This window comes from Azospirillum ramasamyi (genome assembly GCF_003233655.1).
In the GTDB taxonomy this organism is placed as follows: Bacteria; Pseudomonadota; Alphaproteobacteria; order Azospirillales; family Azospirillaceae; genus Azospirillum; species Azospirillum ramasamyi.
Genome location: NZ_CP029829.1, coordinates 1,248,375 through 1,272,331 on the forward strand (window position 1 = coordinate 1,248,375; position 23,957 = coordinate 1,272,331).

A 23,957-nucleotide genomic window follows, 5' to 3' on the forward strand; every position below is an offset into this window, starting at 1 on the left:
ACCAGCCGGCGGGCCCCTCCCCCGTCATCCGTCCCCGATCCACGCGAGAGGCCATTCTCCATGAGCCAGTCCGCGCCGACCGATTACATCTCCGCCCTTCTGACCAGCGGAACCCCGCATTGGGGCCCCGGCGGAACCGTTCTGGACGGCAGCTCCGTCGGGCGAGCGGTCACCGTCACCTATACCTTCGCGACCAGTTCGCGTCAGGTGGCCAGCACCGACGCCATCGGATTCGCGACGATGAACAACGAGCAGCGCGCCGCGGTCCGTCAGGCATTGGCGGCCTGGAGCGCCGTGGCCGACATCACCTTCGTCGAGACGGCCGGCGGGACCGGCGCCACGATGCAGTTCGGCACCAACCGGCAGAACGGCCTCACCGCCGCCTATGCCTATTACCCATCCGCCGCGCCGCAGGGCGGCGACGTCTTCCTGGCCAACGACAGCGCCAGCAACGTCAACCCCACGCCCGGCGGCTATGCCTACATGACGATCATCCACGAGATCGGCCATGCGCTGGGCCTGAAACACCCCGGCAACTACGACGCCGGCAGCAACGGAACGGCGGGACCTTTCCTGCCCGCCGCGACGGACAATTATGCGTACAGCATCATGTCCTACAACGGCAACGACGCCCTGCCGCCGGGAACCTACCTGACCGGCCCGAGCCTCTACGACATCTCGGCGATCCAGTATCTGTATGGCGCCAACATGTCCGCAGGCGCGGGCGACACCAGTTACTCGCTGAACACCGGCCGCTTCGCCACCCTGTGGGATCCGAACGGCCGCAACACGCTGAACGGCGGCACGCAGACGGCGCCGCTGTCGCTCGACTTGCGCGCGGGCGGGTTCAGCAGCGCCGGAGGCACGGCCTTCCTGGCGCTGGCCTACGGCACCACGGTCCAACTGGCTGTCGGCGGACGCGGTGACGACACTTTCATCGTCAACGGGCTGGGCAATGTCCTGAACGGCGGCGACGGCACCGACACCGTGGTGTTCAGCGGCAGCCGCCCGCAATACCGCGTGCAACAGATGGACGCCGGCCGCTACGTCGTCAGCGGCGCCGACGGCGTCAATCTGCTGAGCAACATCGAATACCTGCGCTTCGCCGACACCGGAACCGCCCTGTCGGCCAGCGTGTCCGGCATGTTCGATCCCCTGCGCTACATCGCGTCCAACGCCGACCTGATGGCTGCCTTCCGCACCGATGCCGCCGCGGCGACGCAGCATCTCACCAGCACCGGCGTCTATGAGGGGCGCAGCCTGACCCGCTTCAATCCCTACAATTACCTCGCCGGCTACGGCGACCTGCTGGGCGCCTTCGGCAGCGATGTCGGCGCCGCGACCCGCCATTACATCGAGATCGGCAACCGCGAAGGCCGCAGTTCCACCCTATTCGACACGCTGTCCTATCAAGCCAGCAACCGCGACCTGATCGCCGCCTATGGAGACGACCGCGAGGCTGCGGAACTGCACTACATCATCAACGGCCGCTTCGAAGGACGCTCCTTCACCGGCTTCGACGCCCCCGCCTATCTGGCTGCCAACCCCGACGTGAACGCCGCCGTCGGCGGCAGCATCGCCGGCGCCAAACAGCATTACGTCAGCCACGGCTTCGGCGAAGGGCGGGCGATGGCCTGAGCACCGGCGCCTATTTCGCCGGCCACATCCAGGTCAGCTCGTGCTTGTTGTGGTGGAGGTGGAGCAGCCGGCCGCCGGGAATCGCGGCGAAGGCGCGGGCGGTTTCATGGTCGGTTTCCGCCTGGAACTTCAGCGTGCAGACGAAACGCTTGGCAAGCCCGCTGTCCATCCACTCCTTGACCAGCCGCAAGAGCCGGGTGGGATAGCAGATCACGTCACAGCACAGCCAGTCGACCGGGCCGACCGTCGCCGGTTTCAGACCGAAAGCGCTTTCCTGGCGGATCTCCACCCTCGGCAGGGCGGCGATGGCGGGATCGAGCGGCGCCTTGTCGACGCTGACCACCGACGCGCCCAGCTCGTGCAGCACCCAGGTCCAGCCGCCGGGACAAGCGCCGAGGTCGAGGCAGCGGTCGCCCGGCCCCGGCTGCTCCCCGAATAAGGTCAGCGCCTCCCACAGCTTCAGATAGGCGCGGTTGGGGGGAGCCGTGCGGTTCTCGACGAAGGCGACCTCGCCGTTGCGGAAGGGGCTGGAACAGCGCGCCGCCGCGATGATGGTGGCCTCGTCGGTCAGCGTCCAGGATCCCAGCGGCGCCGTCGGCAGCGGCGACGGGAAGACCACAGGCTTGGCCGAGACATGCGGAAGGTTTTCCTGGATCAGGGCGGCGCGGCGGTGGTGCCGTTGCGACCACAGCGCCCAATTGCGCTGGATGCCGCGCAGCGCCTTCGCACCGCTTTTGATCGAGGCGAATTCGATGCGCACCGGATCGTACCAGATGTTCTGCGCCCAGGCCGCGGGCCTTGCGGGGCCATCGACGAAGACCAGCCGGCCGTCGACCGCTGCGACCTCCCCCAGTTCCGCCACCAGATCGTCGAGGAAGCCGTCGGCCGCCAGATAGACCGTCTGGCCGAGCGGGGTCACCGCCGCGCCGGGAGCGGCCTGCGGCAGGGAAGCGGAAGTGTTTTGGGGGGTGCTGTCGTCCATGACCCATGGGGCTACCGCCGCCGGCCCGCGATTGCAAGTGCAAGGATGCGATCCGCCCCTTTGGCGGTGACGCGAAGGGGACTGTGACAAAACGTCTCGACAGGTCCTATATGCGACTGGTTCGCAACAAGGTCGTTGACAACGATTCTCAGTCTCAGGTACTCCTGGGTTCAGGACAATCTTCTCACACCGATGATCGCCGAGGGCTTATGTACGTCTGCATCTGCCACGCGTTGAACGACAAGAAGGTCAAGGCTGCGCTGGACAATGGCGCTTCCAACCCGGCCTCGGTGTTTCGCCATCACAATTGTCAGGTCCAGTGCGGCAAATGCGTGCCGATGATGCGCAGCATGGCCAGCGAGCATCGCGCCGCGTCGGTCCAGCAGGCCGCCATCGCCGCCGCCACCGCCACCGTTCCCGCCCCCTGCGGCGGCACGGCGGTGCCGGAGCCCGCCAATGCGGAAGCCGTTCCCGCCTACGCGATCGCCGCCGAGTAACGGCCGCACCACAAGCTGCGTTATTGCAAGCTGCGTTATCGCAAGCTCTACCACTTCCGACTTTCTGCTCAATACCGGGTCTACAACCTGGCCTTTTGGGTGCGACAGAATGCGCCCCTGTCTATGATTTTTGGGCAGATTGACCCAGCCCCCCCATTCCGGCACAAAAGCGTCACGAAAACAAAAGAACGTCGTCAAAATGTCGGCGTATAAAAAAGCCAACGGGCCGGATGAAACCGGCCTGGGAGGAAACGCAATCCAACCAAGAAGACTTCCTCGGCCACCGGGCTCGCCTTGTCCTTGAAGAACAGGGCGGCCCGGCGGAATTTGGATTCAAAGCGGCGTTCCGCAACTGCTCACGTACTTCGCAATCGCATCACGGCCATCTCCCAAAGGAGCGGTGCCGACTGCGCTTACGGTGCGTTTTCGCAGCATTGTTGCGGCGCTATCGTTCTGACCGACCGGGACGTCTGAAACGGTTGAGGATCAAGGGAGGATTTTCATGAGCCGCCGCAACCGGCACGCCTTCGACACGCTGAGCCGTGACCTCGTCCTTCGCGCCACCGACCGTATGGAAACCCTCAGGTCCATGGTAGAGCGCGCGGACAGTGAACGGCGCGAGACATGGGAGCGCACGCTCGACCGTCTCCGCGGCCTCAACAACCGCGCCATCGCCCGCATCGAGGCCGCCCATCTGGCCGACGACGACGCATGGCCTTTTGCCCGCGCCCAGGCCGATCAGGCGATGATGGATCTGATGCGCGGTCTCGACGATTTCGACGGCCACCTGCGACTGCTGGCGGCATGAAGACGGCGGCCATGGCCGCTCACAAGGAAAAGGCCCTCTCCCGGTCGGGAGAGGGCCTTTTTCATCATGAAGCCCCGAAATCCAGGCCCCAGGCCGAGTAGCGTTCGGGATCGTCGACCCAGCCCTCGCGCACCTTCACGAACAGGATCAGGTGGACGCGGCGCTCCAGCATGCCCTGCAACTCGTTCCGCGCGGCGGAACCGAGAGCCTTGATCCGCTGGCCGCCCTTGCCCAGCACGATTGCCTTCTGGCTTTCGCGCTGCACGAAGATGACCTGCGAGATCTTGACCGACCCGTCCTCGAACTCCTCCCACACCTCGGTCTCGACCGTGGCGGAATAGGGAAGCTCCTGGTGAAGCTGCAGGAACAGCTTCTCGCGGGTGATCTCCGCCGCCAGCAGACGCATGGGCATGTCGGAGATCTGGTCTTCCGGGAAGTGCCACGGCCCTTCCGGCAGGCGGTCGGCCAGGAACTGCTTCAGGTCGGCGACGCCGTCCTCGGTGAAGGCCGACACCATGAAGATGTCGGAAAAGATCCCTTCCTGCCGGAAGGCGTCGGCGATGCCCAGCAGGACGTCGCGCTTCACCAGATCGATCTTGTTCAGGATCAGGATCGCCTCGCGGCCCTGCTCCTTCAGCCGCGCGACGATGCTGCGGGTGTCCTCGTCGATCGACCGGCGCGACACGTCGTACAGCACACCGATGACGTCGGCGTCCTCCGCCCCCTGCCAAGCCGCAGCCACCATGGCGCGGTCCAGCCGGCGCTTCGGCTTGAAGATGCCGGGGGTGTCGACGAAGATCATCTGGGCGTCGCCCTGGATGGTGATGCCCAGCACGCGGGTGCGCGTGGTCTGCACCTTCGGGCTGACGATCGACACCTTGCTGCCGATCATCGCGTTCAGCAGCGTCGATTTCCCGGCATTCGGCGCGCCCACCAGGGCGATGAAGCCGCAGCGCGGGTGGTCCGGCATCGTCGGCAGAGGCGGCAGGACGGAGATGGGCTGCCCGCGCGGGGCATCCTCATCATCGTCCTCGTCATCCTCATAATCGCCGTCCTCGTACCCGTCGCCTTCGAAGTCGTCCTCTTCGAAGTCGCCGTCTTCGCCTTCGACGCCGCCATCCGCCTGGTCCAGCGCCTCGTCGTCCTTCACGGATTCCGGCTTCACGGATTCCGGCTTCATGGATCCCGCTTCCGTCTCCGCAGCTTCGGAGACGGGCGTTTCACTCTTCGATTTGTCGATGTCGTCGCGACCGTCAGTCATCGACTTGCACTCCCACCTGGCGCAGCAATGTGCTGGCCGCCTTCTTTTCCGCGATACGCTTGGACGAGCCGGACCCGGTGACCGGTTCCAGGCCCGCGACATGCACAGCAACAACGAACAACGGCTCGTGCGCCGGTCCGCTGTGTTCGATCAATTCATAACGGGGCAGCGGCTTGCCGCGTCCCTGCGCCCACTCCTGCAGCGTGGTCTTGCTGTCCAGCGGCGGCGGCGTCGCCTTGTCGATTTCGCCCGCCAGGGCCTGGCGGACGAAGCGCGTCACCGGCTCCAGCCCGCCGTCGAGATACATGGCGCCCAGCACCGCCTCGCAGGCGTCGCCCAGGATGGTCCGGTTCTCGCGCCCGCCGCTCGACGCTTCCGCCGGGGACAGGCGCAGATAGGCGCCCAGCCCGATGGTGTCGGCGACCCGGCCCAATGATTCCCGGCGCACCAGCGCGGCATGGCGCTTGGCGAGCGCGCCCTCGCGTTCGTTGGGATAGCGTTCCAGCAGCCACTGCGCGACGACGAGCCCGACGACGCGGTCGCCTAGGAATTCCAGCCGCTCATAGGCGATGCCCGGACCCTTGTGCGACTTGCGGCCGGCCCGCTCCAGCCCCATCAGGCTGGGATGGGTGACCGCGTCGCGCAGAAGCGACAGGTCGGCGAACTGGTGACCCAGCGCGCGCGCCAGTTCCACCACATCCGCGGACTGGACGGCGCCGTCGTTCCCGGTTCCGGCTTCGGAGCCGGCACCCGCATCGGCGGGCGCCATGGTGACGGTGGACACTTACCGGACTCCGTTGAACAGGCGGCTGAAGCGCAGATCGACCGGCCAACGCCAGATTTCGTAGAAGCGCGTGCCCTCGTCGAGCGAGAAGAACAGGAATTCGGCGCGGCCGACCATGTTCTCGATGGGAACGAACCCCACCTGCGACGGCACGCGGCTGTCGAGCGAGTTGTCGCGGTTGTCGCCCATCACGAACACGTTGCCGGCCGGCACCTTGAACACCGGCGTGTTGTCGAGCGGGCCGTTGTCCGACTCCTCGATGATGCGGTAGCTGCGGCCGTTGGGCAGCGTTTCGATGAACTGCGCGGTGCGGATGCTGCGGCCCAGCGAATCCGTTGTCACGAAATCCTCGATCCGCTCGCGCTTCACCGGCTGGCCGTTGATGTGCAGGATGCCGCCGATCATCTGGATGCTGTCGCCGGGCAGGCCGACGACGCGCTTGATGTAGTCGGTCTTGTTGTCGCGCGGCAGCTTGAACACCGCCACGTCGCCCCGCTCCGGCTCGGAGCCCAGGATCCGGCCCTCGAACAGCGGCAAGCCGAAGCCGACCGTGTGCTTGCTGTAGCCGTAGCTGAACTTCGACACGAACAGGTAATCGCCGATCAGCAGCGTCGGGATCATCGACCCGGACGGGATGTTGAAGGGCTCGAACGCGAAAGTCCGCACGCCGAAGGCGATCAGAACCGCGAAGAACACCGTCTTCACGGTCTCGACGAACCCGGATTCCTTGGTCTTGGCGTTGGACGCCGTCTCTTTCTGAAAGGTCATTCTGGGGTCGCCGTATTGGTGGGCATTGCGGTCTCGGTGGGGGCGGTCTCGGTGGGGGCGGACTCGATCGGTTCGGCGCTGATGACGACGAAGGCCTCGGCCATCGGGTACTCGTCGGTCAGCGTCACATGGATGCGGGCGCGCATGCCCGGCGGCGTGATCGCCTCCAGCCGGGCCAGGGCACCGCCGGTCAGGCGCATGGTCGGCTGGCCGGACGGCAGGTTGACCACCCCCATGTCGCGCCAGAACACCCCGTCGCGAAAGCCGGTGCCGAGCGCCTTGGAGCAGGCCTCCTTGGCGGCGAAACGCTTGGCGTAGGTCGAGGCGCGAGCGTTGTTCTTCGCGGCGGAACCGGCCCGGCGTTCGGACTTCGCCTGCTCGACCTCGGTGAAGATGCGGTCGATGAAGCGCTGTCCGAAACGTTCCAGCGACTTCTCGACCCGCCGGATGTCGATCAGGTCGTTGCCGATGCCGAGAATGGTGCCGGACATCATCATGCCGCTGTCCCGGCTGCGCGTGCCCTGTCCATCGCCTTGCGCATGCGGGCGATGGAGTTGGTCAGGCCGACGAAGATCGCCTCCCCGATCAGGAAATGGCCGATGTTCAGCTCCACGATGGTCGGGATCGCCGCCACCGGGCCGACGGTGTCATAGCTCAGGCCATGGCCGGCATGGCATTCCAGCCCGATCGCCTCGGCATGGGCCGCGGCGCGGACGATGCGCGCCAGCTCCGCCTCGCGCTCCGCCGGATCGGCGGCGTCGCAATAGGCGCCGGTGTGCAGTTCGACCACCGGGGCGCCCAGCCGCCTGGCGGCGTCGAGCTGCTCCGGCTCCGGGTCGATGAACAGCGAGACGCGGATGCCGGCGGCGCTCAACTCGCCGACCGGACGGACCAGATGGTCGTATTGGCCGATCACGTCCAGCCCGCCCTCGGTCGTCACCTCCGTGCGCTTTTCCGGGACGAGGCAGGCCGCGTGGGGCTTGTGGCGCAGCGCGATGGAGAGCATCTCGTCGGTCGCCGCCATTTCAAAGTTCAGCGGACGGTCGATCTCGGCCATCAGCCGCTCGATGTCGCGATCAACGATGTGGCGCCGGTCCTCGCGCAGATGCGCCGTGATCCCGTCGGCCCCGGCCTCGATGGCAAGCTTCGCCGCGCGCACGGGATCGGGATGCACCCCGCCGCGTGCGTTGCGGACGGTCGCCACATGGTCGATGTTCACGCCGAGGCGCAGGAAACGGGACATGCACGGACTCCAAAGCATCGCCACCCGCCGGAACGGGCGGGAGCGATTCCGTCTATATAGCGGCGCTCCGGCGTTCCGTCACGCCGAACCGACCGATGCACCTGCGGATGACAGGAATTTCACCGTCGACCGACGGAGTGTTCAGCGTCCCCGTGCCCGCTCCACCGAATGGATGGCCGGGGTCGCGCGCAGGGCGGCCATGATGTTGGTCAGGTGCTTGGCATCCTTCACGTCGATGTCGATCAGCAGCTCGAAATAATCGGTGCTGCGGTTCGTGATCTTCTGATGGATGACGTTGCCCTGGTTCTTGCCGATCACCGTGAACAGCGTGCCGAGCGAGCCCTGTTCATTGGCGATGACGACGCTGATGCGGCCGACATGCTCCTCCGGCGAATCCGGCCCGGTTTCCCACGACACGTCGATCCAGCGTTCCGGCGAGTCGTGGAAGCTCTCCAGTGTCTCGCAGTCGATGGTGTGGATGGTCACGCCCTTGCCGGTGGTGACGATGCCGACGATGCGGTCGCCGGGCAGCGGGTGGCAGCAGCGGGCATAATGCACGGCCATGCCGGGGATCAGGCCGCGGATCGGCAGGGCCGATTCCTTGCGCGCCTTCGCCTTCGGCTTGGGCGTTTCCTCCATCTCGCGGGCGGCGGGGGCGGTCTGCGCCTTGTGGCCGGGGAAGACGGCGTGGAAGACCTCGCGCACGGAATGCAGGCCCGAGCCCACCCCCGCCATCAGGTCGTCCACCGTCGGCTGCTGGAAGATCTTGATGGCGTTTTCCAGCGCCTTTTCGGTGAACTCGTAGCCTTCCGCCTTGAACTGCCGCATCAGCATGCCGCGCCCCAGTTCCATGTACTGGGCGCGCTGTTGGGTGCGCAGGAACTTGCGGATGCGGGCGCGGGCCTTGCCGGTGACGACGAAGCGTTCCCAGCCCGGAACCGGCGTCTGCGCCTTGGAGGTGACGATGTCGACCTGATCGCCGTTCTGCAGCTGGGTGCGCAGCGGCAGCATGCGGCCGTTGATCTTGGCGCCGACGCAATGGTCGCCGACCTGCGAATGGACGGCATAGGCGAAGTCGACCGGCGTGGCGCCGCGCGGAAGCGCAATCAGATCGCCCTTCGGCGTGAAGCAGAACACCTGATCCTGGAACAGCTCCAGCTTGGTGTGCTCCAGGAACTCTTCCGGCTTCTGCGCATGCTCCAGGATGTCCAGAAGCTCGCGCAGCCAGCGGTATTCGCCGCCATTCGGGCGCGGCTGGTGGTCCTGCTTGTAGGCCCAGTGGGCGGCCACACCCAGCTCGGCGATCTCGTGCATGTCCTGGGTGCGGATCTGCACCTCGATCCGGTTGCGGCCGGGACCGATCACGCCGGTGTGCAGGCTGCGGTAGCCGTTGGGCTTGGGCGTGGAGATGTAGTCCTTGAAGCGCCCGGGCACGACCGGATAATGCGCGTGGACGACGCCCAGCGCCTGATAGCACTCGCCGACCGAGCCGACCGTGATGCGGAAGGCCATGATGTCGGACAGCTGCTCGAAGCTGACATTCTTGCGCTGCAGCTTGCGCCAGATCGAATAGGCCGATTTCTCGCGCCCCGACACCGTCGCGTCGGGCAGCCCTTCGGAGGCCAGCAGTTCGCGCAGTTCGGTGATGATGGTCTGGACGCGGTTCTCACCCTCGCTGCGCAGGCGGGCCAGCTGGGCCAGGATGCTGTCGCGCGCGTCGGGGTTCAGTTCCGCGAAGGCAAGGTCGTCCAGCTCGTCCTTGATCTTGTGCATGCCGATGCGCTCGGCCAAGGGCGAGTAGATTTCGATGGTTTCACGGGCGATGCGCTTGCGCTTCTCCGGCTTCTTCAGGTGGAACAGCGTGCGCATGTTGTGAAGCCGGTCGGCCAGCTTCACCAGCAGGACGCGGATGTCCTCCGACATCGCCAGCACCAGCTTGCGGAAATTCTCCGCCTGCTTGGCCTGCTCGCTGTTCAGCTCCAGCCGCGACAGCTTGGTGACGCCATCGACCAGCCGGGCGATCTCCTTGCCGAACACCCGCTCGATGTCCTCGAGCGTGGCGACCGTGTCCTCGACCGTGTCGTGAAGCAGCGCCGTGGCGATGGTGCCGGCGTCCAGCTTCATCTGGGTCAGGATGCCGGCGACCTCCAGCGGGTGGAGGAAATAGGGATCGCCGGACGCGCGCGTCTGCGATCCATGCGCCTTCATGGAATAGACATAGGCGCGGTTGAGGAGATCCTCATCGGCGTTGGGATCATACGCCTTGACGCGCTCGACAAGCTCGTATTGCCGGATCATGCGGCCCGACCCGGCGCGCGTGGCGCCTCAGAAGTGTTCGTGGTGGTTCTGTTCGAACCGGAGAGGAGCCGAATGCTCCCCGCCCTTCTCTTCGGCGAGGGGACTCGGCGTCCCCTCATGGTCCTGCGGTCGTTGTCCAGAATCAGAGGTCTCCGTCGGGATCCTCGGTCATGGCGAAACCGGCGCCCGGCTCGGCATCCATGTCGGCGGCGATGTCGTCGTCCTCGCCCAGTTCCTCGCCGTCGCTCTCGCTCATGCCGTCTTCATCGCCCAGCGAGTTGTTGCCGCGGGCGGCCCAGTCGTTCTCGCCGGCCATCAGCTCGACGATCTCTTCTTCCGGCTCGTCCGGCTCGACATGCTTCTGATGGCCCTTGATCAGGGCGTTCTTCAGATACTCCAGCGACACCGTCTCGTCCGCGATCTCGCGGAGCGCCACGACCGGGTTCTTGTCGTTGTCGCGGTCGATCGACAGCGGAGCGCCGCTCGCGACCTCGCGGGCGCGCTGGGCAGCCATCATGACCAGCTCGAAACGGTTCGGAACCTTCAGGACGCAATCTTCAACGGTAACGCGGGCCATGCCAGAGGAACTCCGGGTTCAAAGGAGGCTCTAGACTATATGGATGTGGCCCGATAGGTGCAAGCGCGAACGACAGCGCTGCTGCGTTGCGTCACGAGAAGGATTACCAACCGGCCTTTCACCTGGTGAAACGGCAATCGGCCACAGTCGGCGGGCGTTGCCCCCCTTGTATGTTCGTGCCCGATACACTAGATTTCAAAATTGGAACGCGAGCATTTTGCGCCAGTTCCATTCAATTTTCCACAATCTACGATGAAAGGATTATGGCATTGGAGCGCAATTCCACTTTGCCGCGTGATGTCAGCAAGTTGTTTTACAAGGAAGAGCGTCTCGCTCTTTTCATTGACGGCGCGAACCTTTATGCCGCCGCGCGTTCATTGGGCTTCGACATCGATTACAAGAGGTTGCGCGACGGCTTTGCCGGAGAGGGCCGGCTTGTCCGCGCCTTCTACTATACCGCACTCGTTGAGGATCAAGAGTATTCTCCGATTCGTCCCTTGGTTGATTGGCTCGACTACAACGGCTACACAATGGTGACCAAGCCGACCAAGGAGTTCACCGACGCCTCCGGCCGGCGCAAGATCAAAGGCAACATGGATATCGAGCTGGCCATCGACGTGATGGAGATGGCCGACCATGTCGATCACATCCTGCTCTTCTCCGGCGACGGCGATTTCCGCCGGCTGGTGGAGGCGGTGCAGCGCAAGGGCGTGCGCTTCAGCGTCGTCAGCACGGTGCGTTCGCAGCCGCCGATGGTGGCGGACGAGTTGCGCCGACAGGCCGACAATTTCATCGAGTTGCAGGAGTTGGCGCCCTTCATCGCCCGCACCCATCATCACCGCGAGCAGGCTCCTTTGCATCACGACCACCAGAGCGGCCCGACGATGTACGATCCGGACGACCGCGGCTGATACGGATACTCTGCTGAAAAACGCACGAAAAGAGGGACGCACGGGCGCTCCTTTTTTCGTTTGCGGGCAGGGATTCACCGGCAGCCGATTTTAGAGCATCGCGCCTGAAATCTGAATCGACAGTTGCGCTTGGGCCGTTGACGTGATTCACCGTTGTTGGAGGTGGATCATGGGGCGCAGCTATTCGTCGGACCTTCGGGTTCGGATTTACGGAGAGGTCGAGAAAGGCGGTTCGCGTCGGGCGGCGGCGCGCCGGTTCGATGTGAGCGCGAGCACGGGCGTGCGGCTTGCTCAGCGCATGGCGGCAACGGGCTCGCTGGACCCGGCCCGGCAGGGGCGCCCACCGGGCGGTGGCAAGCTGGCCCCGCATGCCGAACTTCTGATCGGCTGGGTGGAGAAGCAAGGCGACATCACCATGCCCGAACTGGCGGCCAAGCTGAAGGCCGAGCGCGGGGTCACGGTCCACCCCGCCTCGCTGTCGCGCTTCCTGCTCGCCCGCGGCTTCACTGTCAAAAAAAACGGTGCTGGCGAGCGAGGCCGGTCGCGCTGACGTTGCTGAGGACCGCCGGAGTTGGCGCAGCCACCGTCAGCCCCGGATGCGCGAGGAGCCGGATCGGCTGGTGTTTCTCGACGAGACCGCAACCACCACGAAGATGACCCGACTGCGCGGACGGGCCAAGCGCGGCCAGCGGTTCAAGGCCACGGCGCCGTTTGGCCATTGGGACACCCAGACCTTCATCGCTGCCCTGCGCTGCGACGGGCTGACCGCCCCGTGGATCATCAAGGGCGCGATGAACCGGACGCTCTTCGAGACCTATGTCGAGACACAACTCGCCCCGACCCTGCGGCCGGGCGATGTCGTCATCCTCGACAACCTATCCAGCCATAAGAGTGAAAAGGCCAAGGCCATCCTCAAGGAACGTGGCGCTTGGTTCCTCTTCCTGCCGCCCTACAGTCCCGACCTCAACCCTATCGAAATGGCGTTCGCCAAGCTCAAAGCTCATCTCCGCCGCATCGGCGCCCGTACCATCGAGGAGTTGTGGAGGGCTGTCGGCTCTATCTGCGACCTCTACACACCAGACGAATGCTGGAACTACCTCAAACATGCAGGATATGCGTCAGATTAAACGCTCGAAACTCTAGGCCGGCGATCTCAGGAGATGGCGGACTGCTGACGGTTCCGCGCCATTTCCTCGGCGGTCTTCAGCGCCGCGATCAGGCTCGTCGCGTTCGCCGCCCCGGTTCCGGCTATGTCCAGAGCGGTCCCGTGATCGGGCGAGGTGCGGACGAAGGGCAGGCCCAGCGTGATGTTCACGCCGCTGTCGAAATCCACCGTCTTCACCGGAATCAACGCCTGATCGTGGTACATGCACAGCGCGGCGTCATAGCCCCGGCGGGCGGCGGCGTGGAACATGGTGTCGGGCGGACGCGGACCGGAGACGTCGATGCCGTCGGCGCGCAAGGCCGCGATGGCCGGTGCGATGACGTCGATCTCCTCCCGCCCCATCGCCCCGCCCTCCCCCGCGTGGGGATTGAGGCCGGCGACGGCGAGCCGGGGCCGCGCGATGCCGAAGTCGCGCGCCAGCGCCGCCGCGGTGACGCGGCCGGCATGAACAATGGCGTCGGTGGTCAGCAGATCGACTGCGTCGCGCACCGACACATGGATGGTGACGGGGACCACCCGCAGGTCGGCGGCGGCCAGCATCATGATCGGCTCTTCGGTCAGGCCGGCCAGATGCGCCAGATATTCGGTATGGCCGGGATGACGGAAGCCGGCGGCGTAGAGCGACGATTTCTGAATGGGGTTGGTGACCACGGCGGCGGCCTGCCGCGCCTGCACCAGGGCGACCGCGCGGTCGATGCTGGCGATCACCGCAGCGCCGTTTGCCGGGTCGGGAGCGCCGGCGACGACCGGGTTGCCGAGCCGCACCGGCAGGACCGGCAGGGCTCGATCGAACAGCGCCAGGGCTTCGCCGGGGTCCGCGACCTCCCGGACCGGTACCGCCATGCCCAGCTTCGCCGCCAGCGCGCCCAGCCGGCCGGGATCGTCCAGGACGACGAAGGGCGGCACCGCCGCTTCATGGCGCGCCGCCCAGGCCTTGAGGGTGATGTCCCCGCCGACGCCTGCCGGCTCCCCCATGGTGAGGGCCAGCGGCAGGCTGTCCGGCAGGGCGGCCGTCACAGGCGCGTCTCGATGAAGGCGCTGCGGCGCAGATCGCGCAGGTAGCGGCGCGACAGCAGTTCGGCCCGCTCGTTGATCAGGTCGCGTTCCACCTCCTCGCGGGCCGGCAGCTTGGCCTCCTTGATCGGGGTCGGCGCGGGCGGCGGCGGCGGGGCCGGCCGGGCTTCCGGCGGCGGCTGGATCATCGGAATGTCGCGCTTGCAGACGATCAGGATCACCGCTGCGGCCTGGCTCATCAGGACCGGGCTGGCCTGACCCAGCGGAATGCCGAGCGCGAGGTTCTGCAGGCCCGGCGCCATGTCCTTGACGCGCATGGTGCCCATGTCGCCGGACTCAGGCATGCCGGAGTCCTTGGCGCGGGCCTGGAAATCGGCGCAGCTCTTGATCGACTTCCGCAGCTTTTCCGCCTGTTCCTTGACCGCCTTGGCCTGGTCCGGGGATTCGATCGGAATGATGATCTGCTTCATGTTGACCGTGGCCCTGGCCATGTCGGGCCGCGGCTGCGGACGGGGCGCCGCCGGCTGGGCGGCGGGCATCGGCACCTCGCCGCCGCTGCTGCCGAACGGGCGCTGACCGCGCACCAGCAGGATGTGATAGCCGGTCGCCGTGCGGATCGGCGCCGAAAGCTGGCCGCCGCGCATCCCCGACAGCGCCTTGTCGACTTCCGGCGAAAGCTCGCCGCTGCGCACCCAGCCCAGGTCGCCGCCCGTCGCGGCACCGGCGGATTGCGAGAACTGGCGGGCCAGCGCCGCGAAATTGCCGCCGCGCTTCACCTCCTCCACCAGACGCTCGGCGTTGCGGCGCACCTCGGCGTCCTGGTCGGGGCTGTCCACCGCCAGGAAGATTTCGGCGACCAGATATTCGGGCTTGCCGATGTTGGCCTTCAGCCGCTCCATCGCCGCGTCGATCTCGTCCTCGCCGACGATGACATCCTGGCGGATGCGGCGCTGCATCACCTTCTGCCAGGCCAGCAGCGAGCGGATCTGGTCCTTCAGGGTGGAGATGGGCACGTTCTGCCGCTTCAGCATCTCCTGAAGCTGCTGGTTGTTCATGCTGTTCTGTTCGGCGATGCGCTTGATCGCCTCGTCGATCTCGGCGGTCGAAACGGTGATGCCAAGGCGCTTCGCCTCCTGCATCTGCAGCCGCTCGTCGATCAGCAGGCGCATGACCTGCGGGGTCAGGCGCTGGATCGTTTCAGGATTGCTGGCGGCACCGGCATTGAGCAGCGCCATGCGGATGCGGGCATTGACGTCGGAGACGGAGACCACCTCGTCGTTCACGACCGCGGCGATGCCCTCCGCCCCCGGCGTCCGTGCCGGGCGGGCGGATTCGTCGCCCGTCCTCGGCGCCGCGGCGCCGGCCGCCGCCTTGCTGGACTGCGCCGCGGCGGGCATGGCCAGAAGCGCGCAGGCGGTCGCCACGGCGACGGTGGTCCGGACGGCTCGCAAACTCGACATGGTGCTCAAGCTCCAAAAACGGGTCGCCCGTTATTACGGTGGGGCCGGTGCCCCATGCAAACGGAATCGGACCTCACCCATTCAGTGCAAAACCAACGGGGCGGAATTATGACCGACAGGGATAATCCCGCGCTTTGCGGCGATCGGACCCGCCCGGCCGGCTGCGGGATCCACGGCCCCGCGCCTCAACCATCCTCCAGATGCAGCAGCGCCGCGGTGCCCAGCAGCAGGCTGATCCCGGCCGGACTCCAGGCCGCCATGATGATGGGGATCGTCTCCGACATGCCGAAGGTCCGCACCACGTCGGTCATCACGAACAGAACGAAGCCGGTCAGCACGCCGCCGGTGACCATCGCCATCGTCCCGCCCCGCCGCGGCAGCCGCAGCGAGAAGGCGGCGGCGAACAGCACCATCGCCAGGAACAGGAAGGGCTGGGCGAGCAGCGACTGGTAATGCAGCCGGTGGCGCACGGCGGGGAAGCCGGTCGTCTCCAGCGTGTTGATGAAGCGCGGCAGTTCCCAGAAGGAGATGGTCTCCGGCGGGGCGAAGCTCTCCTCGATGGTCGCCATGTCCAGTTCGGTCGGGATGGTGTAGGTGTCCAGCAGCTCCGGGTCCTTCTTGGCCCGGTTCAGGATGGCATCCTGCAGCTCCCATTTGCGGTCCCTCAGGACGGCACTGGGGGCGTCGATGCGGCCCAGATAGTTCTGATCGGCGTCGAACAGGAAGACGATGACGTTCGACAGCTCGAAGGTCACCGGGTTCACCAGCTCCGAATGGATGAAGTACTGCTCATTCTCGTTGGTCTGGCGCAGCCACAGGCCGGATCGGGAGATGTTCAGCGTGCTGGACTGCAGTTTCAGATATCGGTCCTGCATCTGTTCGTATTTGGCGACGAACACCGCGCCGACCGGGTTGATCAGTGTCACCTTCACCACACCGATGGCGGCGGCGGCGAACATCACCGGCATAAGGAACTGCCAGGCCGACACGCCGACCGCGCGCGCCACCACCAGTTCGGCGCTGCGGGTCAGCCGCCAGAAGGTGAACATGCCCGCGAACAGGATGACGAAGGGAAAGATCTGCTGGCCGATCTCCGGCAGCTTCAGCAGAGCCATCTGAACCACCAGCCCGAAGGTGACGTTGGGCTTGCTGCCGGCGCGGCGCAGCAGTTCGACGGTATCCAGCAGCAGCACGATTGCGAGCAGGATCACCATCAGCAGGCAGAACCAGACGATGAACTGCCGTCCGATGTAGCGGGAAAGCGTAGGCGATGAATACATGCGGTGTCCGGTCTCCGGAGCCCCGCCCGGCGCGCCGGCATGGCGCTTGGGGCGGACTGGCGGGCCACCGCGGCCGATGGAGTCGGGCGCGGCACCCGCCGGAACAGATCCCGGCTATTTACCCCCGTTGCACGGCGATGACAACCGGGCCGGAACCGCGACCACCTCGGGGCTGCACCCGCAGCGCCAGATTCCTGCCCCCTTTTCCGGCTGGACTTCCTGCAGCGGCAATCCAAACTGTTGTCGCACAAGCTGTACGGGAGGGTCGGTCGATGACGGACACCACGGTCGCAATCCGCCGGGCACGCGCGAAGGACGCCGCCGGCATGGCCCGCGTCCATGTGCAGAGCTGGCGGTCCACCTACCCCGGCCTGATCCCGGCGCAGTTCCTGGTCAATCTGTCCGAACCGGCCGCCGCGCAGCGCTGGGCAGCCATCGCCGAAACGCGCGGCCCCGGCCAGGGCGCCTTCGTCGCGGTCGATGTCGCCGGCCAGATCGCGGCGCCCGACACCATCATCGGCATCGCCTCCTTCGGCACGCGGCGGGTCGTGGTACAGGACCATGCGGGAGAGTTCCATGCGCTCTATCTTCTCGACGACGCAAAGGGTTACGGCATCGGACGGCGGCTGATGGCGGCGATGGCGGACCGCTTCCTGGCCGTCGGAATCCGTTCCGCAGCGGTGTGGTGCCTGCGCGACAACCCGTCGCGCTGGTTCTACGAGCGGCTGGGCGGGATCAAGGTAGCGGAACGGCCGATCCGCTTCGCCGACACCGATCTGGTGGAAATCGCCTATGGCTGGCGCGACCTGACGCCGCTTGCACGCTTGTCGGCGGGGCCGGAGGTGCGGTAGTGAGGGGACTTGAGTCCCCACGCATCAGGATTCGCCTATGTCCAGCGCCGCCTCCCTTTCCGCCGAACGCGTCCTCATTCTCGATTTCGGATCGCAGGTCACCCAGCTCATCGCCCGCCGCGTGCGCGAGAGCGGTGTCTATTGCGAGATCCACCCCTTCGGCATGAGCGACCAGCGCATCCGCGAGTATGACCCGAAGGCGATCATCCTGTCCGGCAGCCCGGCCTCCGTCACCGAGGCGAACGGCCCGCGCGCGCCGCAGGCGGTGTTCGACCTGAAGGTGCCGGTGCTCGGCATCTGCTATGGCCAGCAGACCATGTGCCACCAGCTGGGCGGCACCGTCTCCGGCTCCGACCACCGCGAGTTCGGCCGCGCCTTCATCGAGATCAAGGAACCCTGCGCCCTGTTCGACGGGCTGTGGGAGGTCGGGTCAAAGGAACAGGTGTGGATGAGCCACGGCGACCGCGTCACCGCGCTGCCCGACGGCTTCCGCGCCGTGGCGGTCAGCGACGGCGCGCCCTTCGCCGCCATCGCCGACGACCAGCGCCGCATGTACGGCGTGCAGTTCCACCCGGAAGTGGTCCACACCCCGCACGGCGCCCAGTTGCTGGCGAACTTCGTCCACCGCGTCGCCGGCATCAAGGGCGACTGGACCATGGCCGCCTTCAAGCAGCAGGCGATCGAGAAGATCCGCGCCCAGGTCGGCACCGGCAAGGTGATCTGCGGCCTGTCGGGCGGCGTCGATTCGTCGGTCGCGGCGGTGCTGATCCACGAGGCCATCGGCGATCAGCTGACCTGCATCTTCGTCGACACCGGCCTGATGCGCGCCGGCGAGTCGGAAGAGGTCGTGCGCCTGTTCCGCGACCACTACAACATCCCGCTGGTCCATCGCGAGGCGTCCGACCTGTTCCTGGGCAAGCTGGCCGGCGTCACCGACCCGGAGCAGAAGCGCAAGATCATCGGCGGCCTGTTCATCGACGTCTTCGACGAGGAAAGCGCCAAGATCGGCGGCGCGGAGTTCCTGGCCCAGGGAACCCTCTACCCCGACGTGATCGAGAGCGTGTCCTTCACCGGCGGCCCGTCTGTCACCATCAAGTCGCACCACAATGTCGGCGGCCTGCCGGAGCGCATGAAGCTGAAGCTGGTGGAGCCGCTGCGCGAACTGTTCAAGGACGAGGTCCGCGCGCTCGGCCGCGAACTCGGCCTGCCGCCGGCCTTCATCGGCCGCCATCCCTTCCCCGGTCCGGGCCTCGCCATCCGCGTGCCCGGCGAGATCACCCCGGAGAAGCTGGAGATCCTGCGCAAGGCCGACACGGTCTATCTGGAGGAAATCCGCAATGCCGGCCTCTACGACGCGATCTGGCAGGCCTTCGCTGTTCTGCTGCCGGTCCGCACCGTCGGCGTGATGGGCGACGGCCGCACCTACGACCATGTGCTGGCCCTGCGCGCGGTGACCTCCACCGACGGCATGACCGCCGACTGGTACCCCTTCCCCCACGACTTCCTGGCGCGCGTGTCCAACCGCATCGTCAACGAGGTCCGCGGCGTCAACCGCGTGGTCTACGACATCACCTCGAAGCCGCCCGGCACCATCGAGTGGGAGTGAGAGCGCGAGTTGAGGTGAAGCGGGTAAGCTATTGACACCGGCCCGGCGGCACCAACCGCCGGGCCGTCGTTCTGTCCGGGTGGTGCCGCGGGTCGGCCGGCACCTTCGTCGTCCGCCAAGCCGACTATTCGCTGCGCATGTCCAAGGAGCGCCAGATGCACGGACCCGACACCCGCGCCGCCATGCTCAGCGAGTTGATCGGCCGCCTGCGAGGGCCGGCCGGAACCGGTGAAGCGCTGAGGGACATCTCCGAAGCCTGCGAAGCCGCGCGTGCGGCCGGGCTCGGCGGCGACGGCGAGACGATGGCGGCGCTGGACCTTGCGACGGCCGAACTGGATCCCATCCTCCGGGAATCGGCACTGGCCTATGTTTCGGGCGATCTGCGCCGATACCTGCGCATTCTCGATATGCTGGACAATGTGCTCGATCTGGCGCCGCTGGACGGTATCAACCAGATCTACTGGAGCATGCAGCGCCAGCTGTTCCTGATGCGCATGGACATGGCGTCCGTCCCTGACTTCGTGGCCGGGCGGGTGTTTCCATTCTACGAGCGTTTCCTGACGCAGATTTCCCTGCGCCTGGGGCTGGCTCCGGCGGCGAGACCGGCGGGGAAGCCGGCGACCGGACGGGTCGTCATGGTTACCAACCAGTTCCTGTCCGATCAGCACCAGCCGTCACGCGACCTGTTGACCCAGGTGGTCAGGCTGCAGCGGGACCTGGGCCGGACGGTCCTGGCGCTGAACACCAACATGATGCCGGACCGATATCACAGCCCCTTCATCCCGCCCTTCGCCGCCGCGGTGGAAGAGAGGCTGTCAGGCGACCAGACTATCCGGTTCGGGAACGACACCGTCCGTCTTCTGTCCTCCGCCTCTCCCGGCATCACCGCCGGCAAGCTCAACGGCTTCCTTTCGGCAGTCGAGGATTTCGACCCCGATCTGGTGATCGCCTTCGGCGGATCGGTGATCGTCGCGGACCTGTTGGCCTCCGCAAGGCCGCTGCTGTGCATTCCGACGACCAGCGGCCAGACCATCTCGCTCGCCGACATCGTTCTCGATTACGGTGGCCGGGCGGCTCCGCCGGGCCATGGGCGGCTGGCCCGCTCCTGGCGGCCTTTCCGGCTGGGAATGGCGCTGCGGCAGGATGACGGTGCCACCACACGGGCGGAGTTCGGCGCGGCGGAGGATGACTTCCTGTATGTGGTCGTCGGCAACCGGCTGGATGCGGAGGTGGACGCCACCTTCCTGGCCCTGCTGGAACGGGTGCTGGATGCTGTCCCGCATGGCGAGGTTCTGTTCGCCGGAACGGTCGATGCGCTGCCGGGCCGTCTCGCCGCCTCCCGTCACGCGGCGCGGCTCCGTTGCCTCGGCCATGTCGAGCGCATCGGCGCTCACCTTCAACTCTGCAACGTCTTCCTGAATCCCCGCCGTACCGGCGGCGGCGGCAGTGCGGCCCATGCACTGGCATCCGGCCTGCCGATCCTGGCCTTCGACGGCGGCGACGTGGCAAGCATCGCAGGGCCGGGATTCGTCGTCGGCGACGGCGACGCCTATGTTGAAAGGGCGGTCGCGCTGGCCGCCGACCCCGCCCTGCTGTCCAGAAGCCGGAAAGACGCGCGCAGCCGCTTCGCGGTGGTCAAGCAGGAGGAATCCGACCCGAACCAGCTTCCCGTCTATATGGACGAGGTGATCGAGCTGTACCGGCTGAGGAACTGATCGCCTTCACCGCAACGCGGGGCACTCGCAACTCGGCCATTTTCACCCGCTTCAGAGCAGCGGTTCCGCGGCCTGCGACCTGGTGCCGGGCTTGGTGCCGCGCCGCCGGGCGCGGACGGGCTTGGGGCTGGCCGGAAGCAGCCCTTCCCTCTGGGCGCAGAGATCGTGCCAGACATGTCCAGGCCGCTCCGGCGTCCAGTACATGGGCTCGCCAAGCAGAACCTCTTCGCCGCAGCAGGAGCAGGGCGGATACGGGCTGGATTTGTGTTCGGACCGATCCATCACACCGTTATGCCAGTGGCGAGGGGCTCCGTAAGTGATGCGGATCAAATCCTACCGCAAGTGAGAAAAAATGTTCAGCTCAAGGTTAGGGTGGACCCGCATCGGCAATCCACCCTTCCTCGATGAGGGGGCGTGGTCGAACGCCCCGCCTGCCCTTACTGCGTGTCCGCCAGCGTCACACAGGCGCGGTCGCGGCCGGCGAGGCTGCCGCAACCGTCGGCGCGCTGGGAGACGAAGCGCATCACCACGCGTTCCCCCTTGCCGACCGACTGCGGCGGCAGCACGGCCTCGGCGACCTGGGTGGTGAATTGCTGACTGACTCGGTGAGTCGACGAAGCGGGCTGCGGCTCGGCGCCGGCGGCCTGGACCTGAATGGCGGGGGCGGGAGCTGCGGCGGGCTGCGGGGACGACGCGACGAGCATCGGGGTGGGGGCCTGGGCAAGGGCGGGCACCGGTTCCGCACCCTTCCGTTCGGCCGGGCGCGGTTCCATCCGGCGCGGCTCGATCGCGCGGGAGGGCGGAGCCTCGGCGGATGCGACCACGACGGGCGGCGGTTCGGGCTTCTGCTGCGTCGGAACCGGGACCGCCGGCTGCCCGCCGCGCGGCTTCGGCGCGTCGTCCGGCACCACCGCGATCTCGATGGCACCGGCGCCGGCCGCCAGAGACGGCTCGCGGGGGGCGGAGCCGCGCAGCACCGGGGTCAGGGCGGCGAGATACATCCTGGTCTCGCGCGGCAGGCGCTGCCTACCGGCCAGATGCTGGGCGTAGCAGCCCGGCCCGCAGTTGTAGGCGGCAAGAAAGCCGGGCGCGCCGAACAGGTCGTACATCTCTCGCAGATAGGCGGTGCCGGCCATGATGTTGTCGCGCGGATCGGACGGGTCGGGACCGAGGCCGTATTGCGTCCGCATCAGCTCATAGGTGCCGGGCATCACCTGCATCAGGCCGATGGCCCCGGCGGAGCTGGTCAGAACCTTGCCGTTGCGGTTGGTGGCGCGGCCGTTGCTCTCCCGCATCATCACGGCGCGGATCCACTTCTCCGGCATGTCGTAGCGTTCGGACGCCTCGCGGATCAGCGGAACCCAACGGGACAGCGGATCGTTCGGGTCGGGGACGTAGGCGGCTTCGACAGGAGGTGCCGTCTGCACCTGCGGCGCTTCCGTGGCACAGCCGGCCAAGCCGAGCGCAAGGCACAGCATTGCTCCGGCGGCGTTGATCGTCGCGAGGTTCCGTTTGACCACTAGTGAATTTCCGTGCTGTTGGCGCGGCGGGGAGAAAAGATGGATCGCTTTTCAATGTATAGCTCTCGCCTGTCAAGCGACAACGCGACCGTTTTCCGAATCCTGTCCCGAAGATGCCCTAAAAAAGCCCTATCCTTCCCTTGCTGCGGGGTTAGCAATTAGGATTTTCGGCAAATGTCTCTATATCTATGTTCGTTCTCCCTTCGAGCAGGACAGTCACGTCACAAGCCGCGACAAGGGGAACCTTGACGGAACATCGGCGTCGCCCTTAATGGAGTGCGACGGCCGCACCACCAACGGTGCCGACGCTGAAGGCGGCGCAGGCCCGGCCGAACTGGAACACGCATGATGACCGCTCCCCAACGGATCGTTCCCCCGGCCACTCAGCCGCTCCAGCCGCACCGCCCTTCCCCCCAAGATGACGCCCCTCCCCCACCCCGCCCGCGGCGTTTCCGCTGGCTCGGCTGGCTTGTCGTCCTGCTGGCGGTGATCGGCGGGGTTGCCTTATGGAGAACCCAGGGCCCGGCAGCGACGCCGGCCGCTCCGTCCGTGCCCGTCGGAGAACGCCCGGTCGAACTGTCGGCGCTGGAGGTGACGGCCGCCGCTCCCCGCGCGCTGACCGAAACCGTCCGTCTCAGCGGTTCCGTCTCGCCCCTGGAGCAATCGGCGATCAAGGCGGAGGTCGCGGCCCGTCTCGCCGAGGTGCCGGTGCGCGAGGGGCAGGCCGTCCGCCGCGGCGAGGTGCTCGCCCGCTTCGAGACGGTCGAACTCGCCGCCCGCCTGAACGAGAAGCAGGCCAATCTGGAGGGCGCCCGCGCCCAGCTGGTCCTGGCCGAGAAGACGCTGGCCAAGAACCGCACGCTGAACCGCAGCAACATCGTCTCCGATACCAGCCTGGATCAGGCGGAAAGCAGCTTCGGCTTCCAGCGGGCGCAGGTGGACGCGCTGGCCGCCCAGGTGGAACTGGCGCGCAAGGCCCTGCGCGACGCCGTGGTGGTCAGCCCGATCGACGGGATGGTCGCCGTCCGCTCGGTCAATCCGGGGGAAACCCTGGCGGTGAACGCCGCCATGTTCACCATCGTCGATCTGTCGCGGGTGGAGGTGGAGGCCACCGTCCCGGCGGAGCAGGTGGCGCGGCTCGCCGTCGGCCAGCCCGTCCGGCTGCGGGTGGAGGGCTTCGGCGAACGGGAGTTCGCCGGCCGCGTCGCCCGCATCAATCCGATGGCGCGGGCGGGGTCGCGCGCCATCCCCGTCTATGTGACGGTCGACAACAGGGACGGCGCGCTCCGCGGCGGCATGTTCGCCAGCGGCGAGGCTCTGGTGGCTGAGGCGTCGGGCGCCTTCGCCGTGCCGCCCGTGGCCATCCGCCAGGACGAGCAGGGAGATTTCGTTCTGGTGATCGCCGACGGCCGCACCGTCCGCCGTCCGGTCACGCGGGTGGCGCAATGGGCGCGCGGCGATCTGGTGCAGGTGGAGGGGCTGGCGCCGGGCGACCGCGTCGTAACCGGCAACCTGCCCGGCCTGACCGCCGGACGCCCCGTTACGGTCGCCGGCTCGGTCACCGGTTCCTGAGGACCCG

22 protein-coding genes are annotated in these 23,957 nt (G+C 66.8%); 9 read left to right on the forward strand and 13 right to left on the reverse strand.

What is annotated here, in order from left to right:
• Positions 1 to 60: 60 nt before the first annotated feature.
• A complete protein-coding gene (locus DM194_RS05790; protein WP_111066356.1) occupies positions 61 to 1,638 on the forward strand; it encodes a matrixin family metalloprotease in 1,578 nt (525 codons plus the stop codon).
• 10 nt (positions 1,639 to 1,648) lie between these two features.
• Here the strand turns inward: DM194_RS05790 and DM194_RS05795 are convergent, their stop codons facing one another.
• Positions 1,649 to 2,620: an SAM-dependent methyltransferase gene (locus DM194_RS05795; protein ID WP_246024302.1), complete on the reverse strand. Its 972-nt coding sequence runs from the start codon at positions 2,618 to 2,620 to the stop codon at positions 1,649 to 1,651.
• 209 nt (positions 2,621 to 2,829) lie between these two features.
• Here DM194_RS05795 and DM194_RS05800 point away from each other — a divergent pair, with 209 nt between their 5' ends.
• Both DM194_RS05800 and DM194_RS05805 read left to right on the forward strand, forming a co-directional pair.
• The gene (locus tag DM194_RS05800; RefSeq protein ID WP_111066357.1) at positions 2,830 to 3,117 is read left to right on the forward strand and encodes a (2Fe-2S)-binding protein; all 288 of its coding nucleotides are present in this window, start codon (positions 2,830 to 2,832) and stop codon (positions 3,115 to 3,117) included.
• A 502-nt stretch (positions 3,118 to 3,619) separates the two neighbouring features.
• Complete coding sequence (locus DM194_RS05805; RefSeq protein ID WP_111066358.1) at positions 3,620 to 3,925, forward strand: hypothetical protein; 306 nt, start codon at positions 3,620 to 3,622, stop codon at positions 3,923 to 3,925.
• Positions 3,926 to 3,989: 64 nt separating this feature from the next.
• Here the strand turns inward: DM194_RS05805 and era are convergent, their stop codons facing one another.
• The 7 genes from era to rpoZ all read right to left on the reverse strand — a co-directional run bounded on the left by era (position 3,990) and on the right by rpoZ (position 10,856).
• Positions 3,990 to 4,895, reverse strand: a complete 906-nt coding sequence (era, locus tag DM194_RS05810; protein WP_111067783.1) for a GTPase Era — start codon at positions 4,893 to 4,895, stop codon at positions 3,990 to 3,992.
• Positions 4,896 to 5,178: 283 nt separating this feature from the next.
• The gene (rnc, locus tag DM194_RS05815) at positions 5,179 to 5,970 is read right to left on the reverse strand and encodes a ribonuclease III (RefSeq protein WP_111066359.1); all 792 of its coding nucleotides are present in this window, start codon (positions 5,968 to 5,970) and stop codon (positions 5,179 to 5,181) included.
• Positions 5,971 to 6,738, reverse strand: coding sequence for a signal peptidase I (gene lepB / locus DM194_RS05820; protein WP_111066360.1), 768 nt, complete (start codon positions 6,736 to 6,738; stop codon positions 5,971 to 5,973).
• Complete coding sequence (gene acpS / locus DM194_RS05825) at positions 6,735 to 7,235, reverse strand: holo-ACP synthase (RefSeq protein ID WP_111066361.1); 501 nt, start codon at positions 7,233 to 7,235, stop codon at positions 6,735 to 6,737. The genes lepB and acpS overlap by 4 nt, the downstream gene beginning before the upstream one ends.
• A complete protein-coding gene (locus DM194_RS05830; protein ID WP_111066362.1) occupies positions 7,232 to 7,981 on the reverse strand; it encodes a pyridoxine 5'-phosphate synthase in 750 nt (249 codons plus the stop codon). Before DM194_RS05830 ends, acpS begins: the two co-directional genes overlap by 4 nt.
• Positions 7,982 to 8,122: 141 nt before the next feature.
• Positions 8,123 to 10,279, reverse strand: a complete 2,157-nt coding sequence (locus DM194_RS05835) for a RelA/SpoT family protein (protein WP_111066363.1) — start codon at positions 10,277 to 10,279, stop codon at positions 8,123 to 8,125.
• Positions 10,280 to 10,421: 142 nt separating this feature from the next.
• The gene (gene rpoZ / locus DM194_RS05840; protein ID WP_111066364.1) at positions 10,422 to 10,856 is read right to left on the reverse strand and encodes a DNA-directed RNA polymerase subunit omega; all 435 of its coding nucleotides are present in this window, start codon (positions 10,854 to 10,856) and stop codon (positions 10,422 to 10,424) included.
• Between the two features lie 269 nt (positions 10,857 to 11,125).
• Between rpoZ and DM194_RS05845 the strand changes: the two genes are divergently transcribed.
• Together DM194_RS05845 and DM194_RS05850 are read left to right on the forward strand one after the other, a co-directional pair.
• Positions 11,126 to 11,767, forward strand: coding sequence for a LabA-like NYN domain-containing protein (locus tag DM194_RS05845; protein WP_246024303.1), 642 nt, complete (start codon positions 11,126 to 11,128; stop codon positions 11,765 to 11,767).
• Between the two features lie 169 nt (positions 11,768 to 11,936).
• Positions 11,937 to 12,894, forward strand: a protein-coding gene (locus tag DM194_RS05850) for an IS630 family transposase (RefSeq protein ID WP_246024304.1) whose coding sequence is annotated in 2 segments (ribosomal slippage) — positions 11,937 to 12,278 and positions 12,280 to 12,894 — 957 coding nt in all. Because the reading frame shifts where the segments join, the coding sequence is not laid out codon by codon here.
• A gap of 26 nt (positions 12,895 to 12,920) precedes the next feature.
• Here the strand turns inward: DM194_RS05850 and pdxA are convergent.
• The 3 genes from pdxA to lptG all read right to left on the reverse strand — a co-directional run bounded on the left by pdxA (position 12,921) and on the right by lptG (position 16,686).
• Entirely contained in the window at positions 12,921 to 13,949 is a 1,029-nt protein-coding gene (gene pdxA, locus DM194_RS05855; protein WP_111066365.1) for a 4-hydroxythreonine-4-phosphate dehydrogenase PdxA, read from the reverse strand.
• Complete coding sequence (locus DM194_RS05860) at positions 13,946 to 15,406, reverse strand: peptidylprolyl isomerase (protein WP_111066366.1); 1,461 nt, start codon at positions 15,404 to 15,406, stop codon at positions 13,946 to 13,948. Before DM194_RS05860 ends, pdxA begins: the two co-directional genes overlap by 4 nt.
• 185 nt (positions 15,407 to 15,591) lie before the next feature.
• Complete coding sequence (gene lptG / locus DM194_RS05865; protein WP_111066367.1) at positions 15,592 to 16,686, reverse strand: LPS export ABC transporter permease LptG; 1,095 nt, start codon at positions 16,684 to 16,686, stop codon at positions 15,592 to 15,594.
• A gap of 272 nt (positions 16,687 to 16,958) precedes the next feature.
• Here lptG and DM194_RS05870 point away from each other — a divergent pair, with 272 nt between their 5' ends.
• The 3 genes from DM194_RS05870 (at position 16,959) to DM194_RS05880 (ending at position 20,858) form a co-directional block, all read left to right on the forward strand.
• Positions 16,959 to 17,537: a GNAT family N-acetyltransferase gene (locus DM194_RS05870; protein WP_111066368.1), complete on the forward strand. Its 579-nt coding sequence runs from the start codon at positions 16,959 to 16,961 to the stop codon at positions 17,535 to 17,537.
• Positions 17,538 to 17,574: 37 nt separating this feature from the next.
• A complete protein-coding gene (guaA, locus tag DM194_RS05875) occupies positions 17,575 to 19,143 on the forward strand; it encodes a glutamine-hydrolyzing GMP synthase (RefSeq protein WP_111066369.1) in 1,569 nt (522 codons plus the stop codon).
• A 155-nt stretch (positions 19,144 to 19,298) separates the two neighbouring features.
• Positions 19,299 to 20,858: a glycosyltransferase gene (locus DM194_RS05880; protein ID WP_111067787.1), complete on the forward strand. Its 1,560-nt coding sequence runs from the start codon at positions 19,299 to 19,301 to the stop codon at positions 20,856 to 20,858.
• 51 nt (positions 20,859 to 20,909) lie between these two features.
• On the opposite strand, the gene DM194_RS05885 is transcribed toward DM194_RS05880, so the two are convergent.
• The gene (locus DM194_RS05885) at positions 20,910 to 21,140 is read right to left on the reverse strand and encodes a hypothetical protein (protein ID WP_111066370.1); all 231 of its coding nucleotides are present in this window, start codon (positions 21,138 to 21,140) and stop codon (positions 20,910 to 20,912) included.
• 155 nt (positions 21,141 to 21,295) lie between these two features.
• On the reverse strand, positions 21,296 to 22,378 hold the full coding sequence (locus tag DM194_RS05890) for a lytic transglycosylase domain-containing protein (RefSeq protein WP_246024305.1): 1,083 nt from the start codon (positions 22,376 to 22,378) through the stop codon (positions 21,296 to 21,298).
• A gap of 549 nt (positions 22,379 to 22,927) precedes the next feature.
• Here DM194_RS05890 and DM194_RS05895 point away from each other — a divergent pair.
• Positions 22,928 to 23,950 carry an efflux RND transporter periplasmic adaptor subunit gene (locus DM194_RS05895; RefSeq protein WP_246024306.1) on the forward strand — a complete coding sequence of 341 codons (1,023 nt, stop codon included), beginning with the start codon at positions 22,928 to 22,930 and terminating at the stop codon, positions 23,948 to 23,950.
• Positions 23,951 to 23,957: the final 7 nt, after the last annotated feature.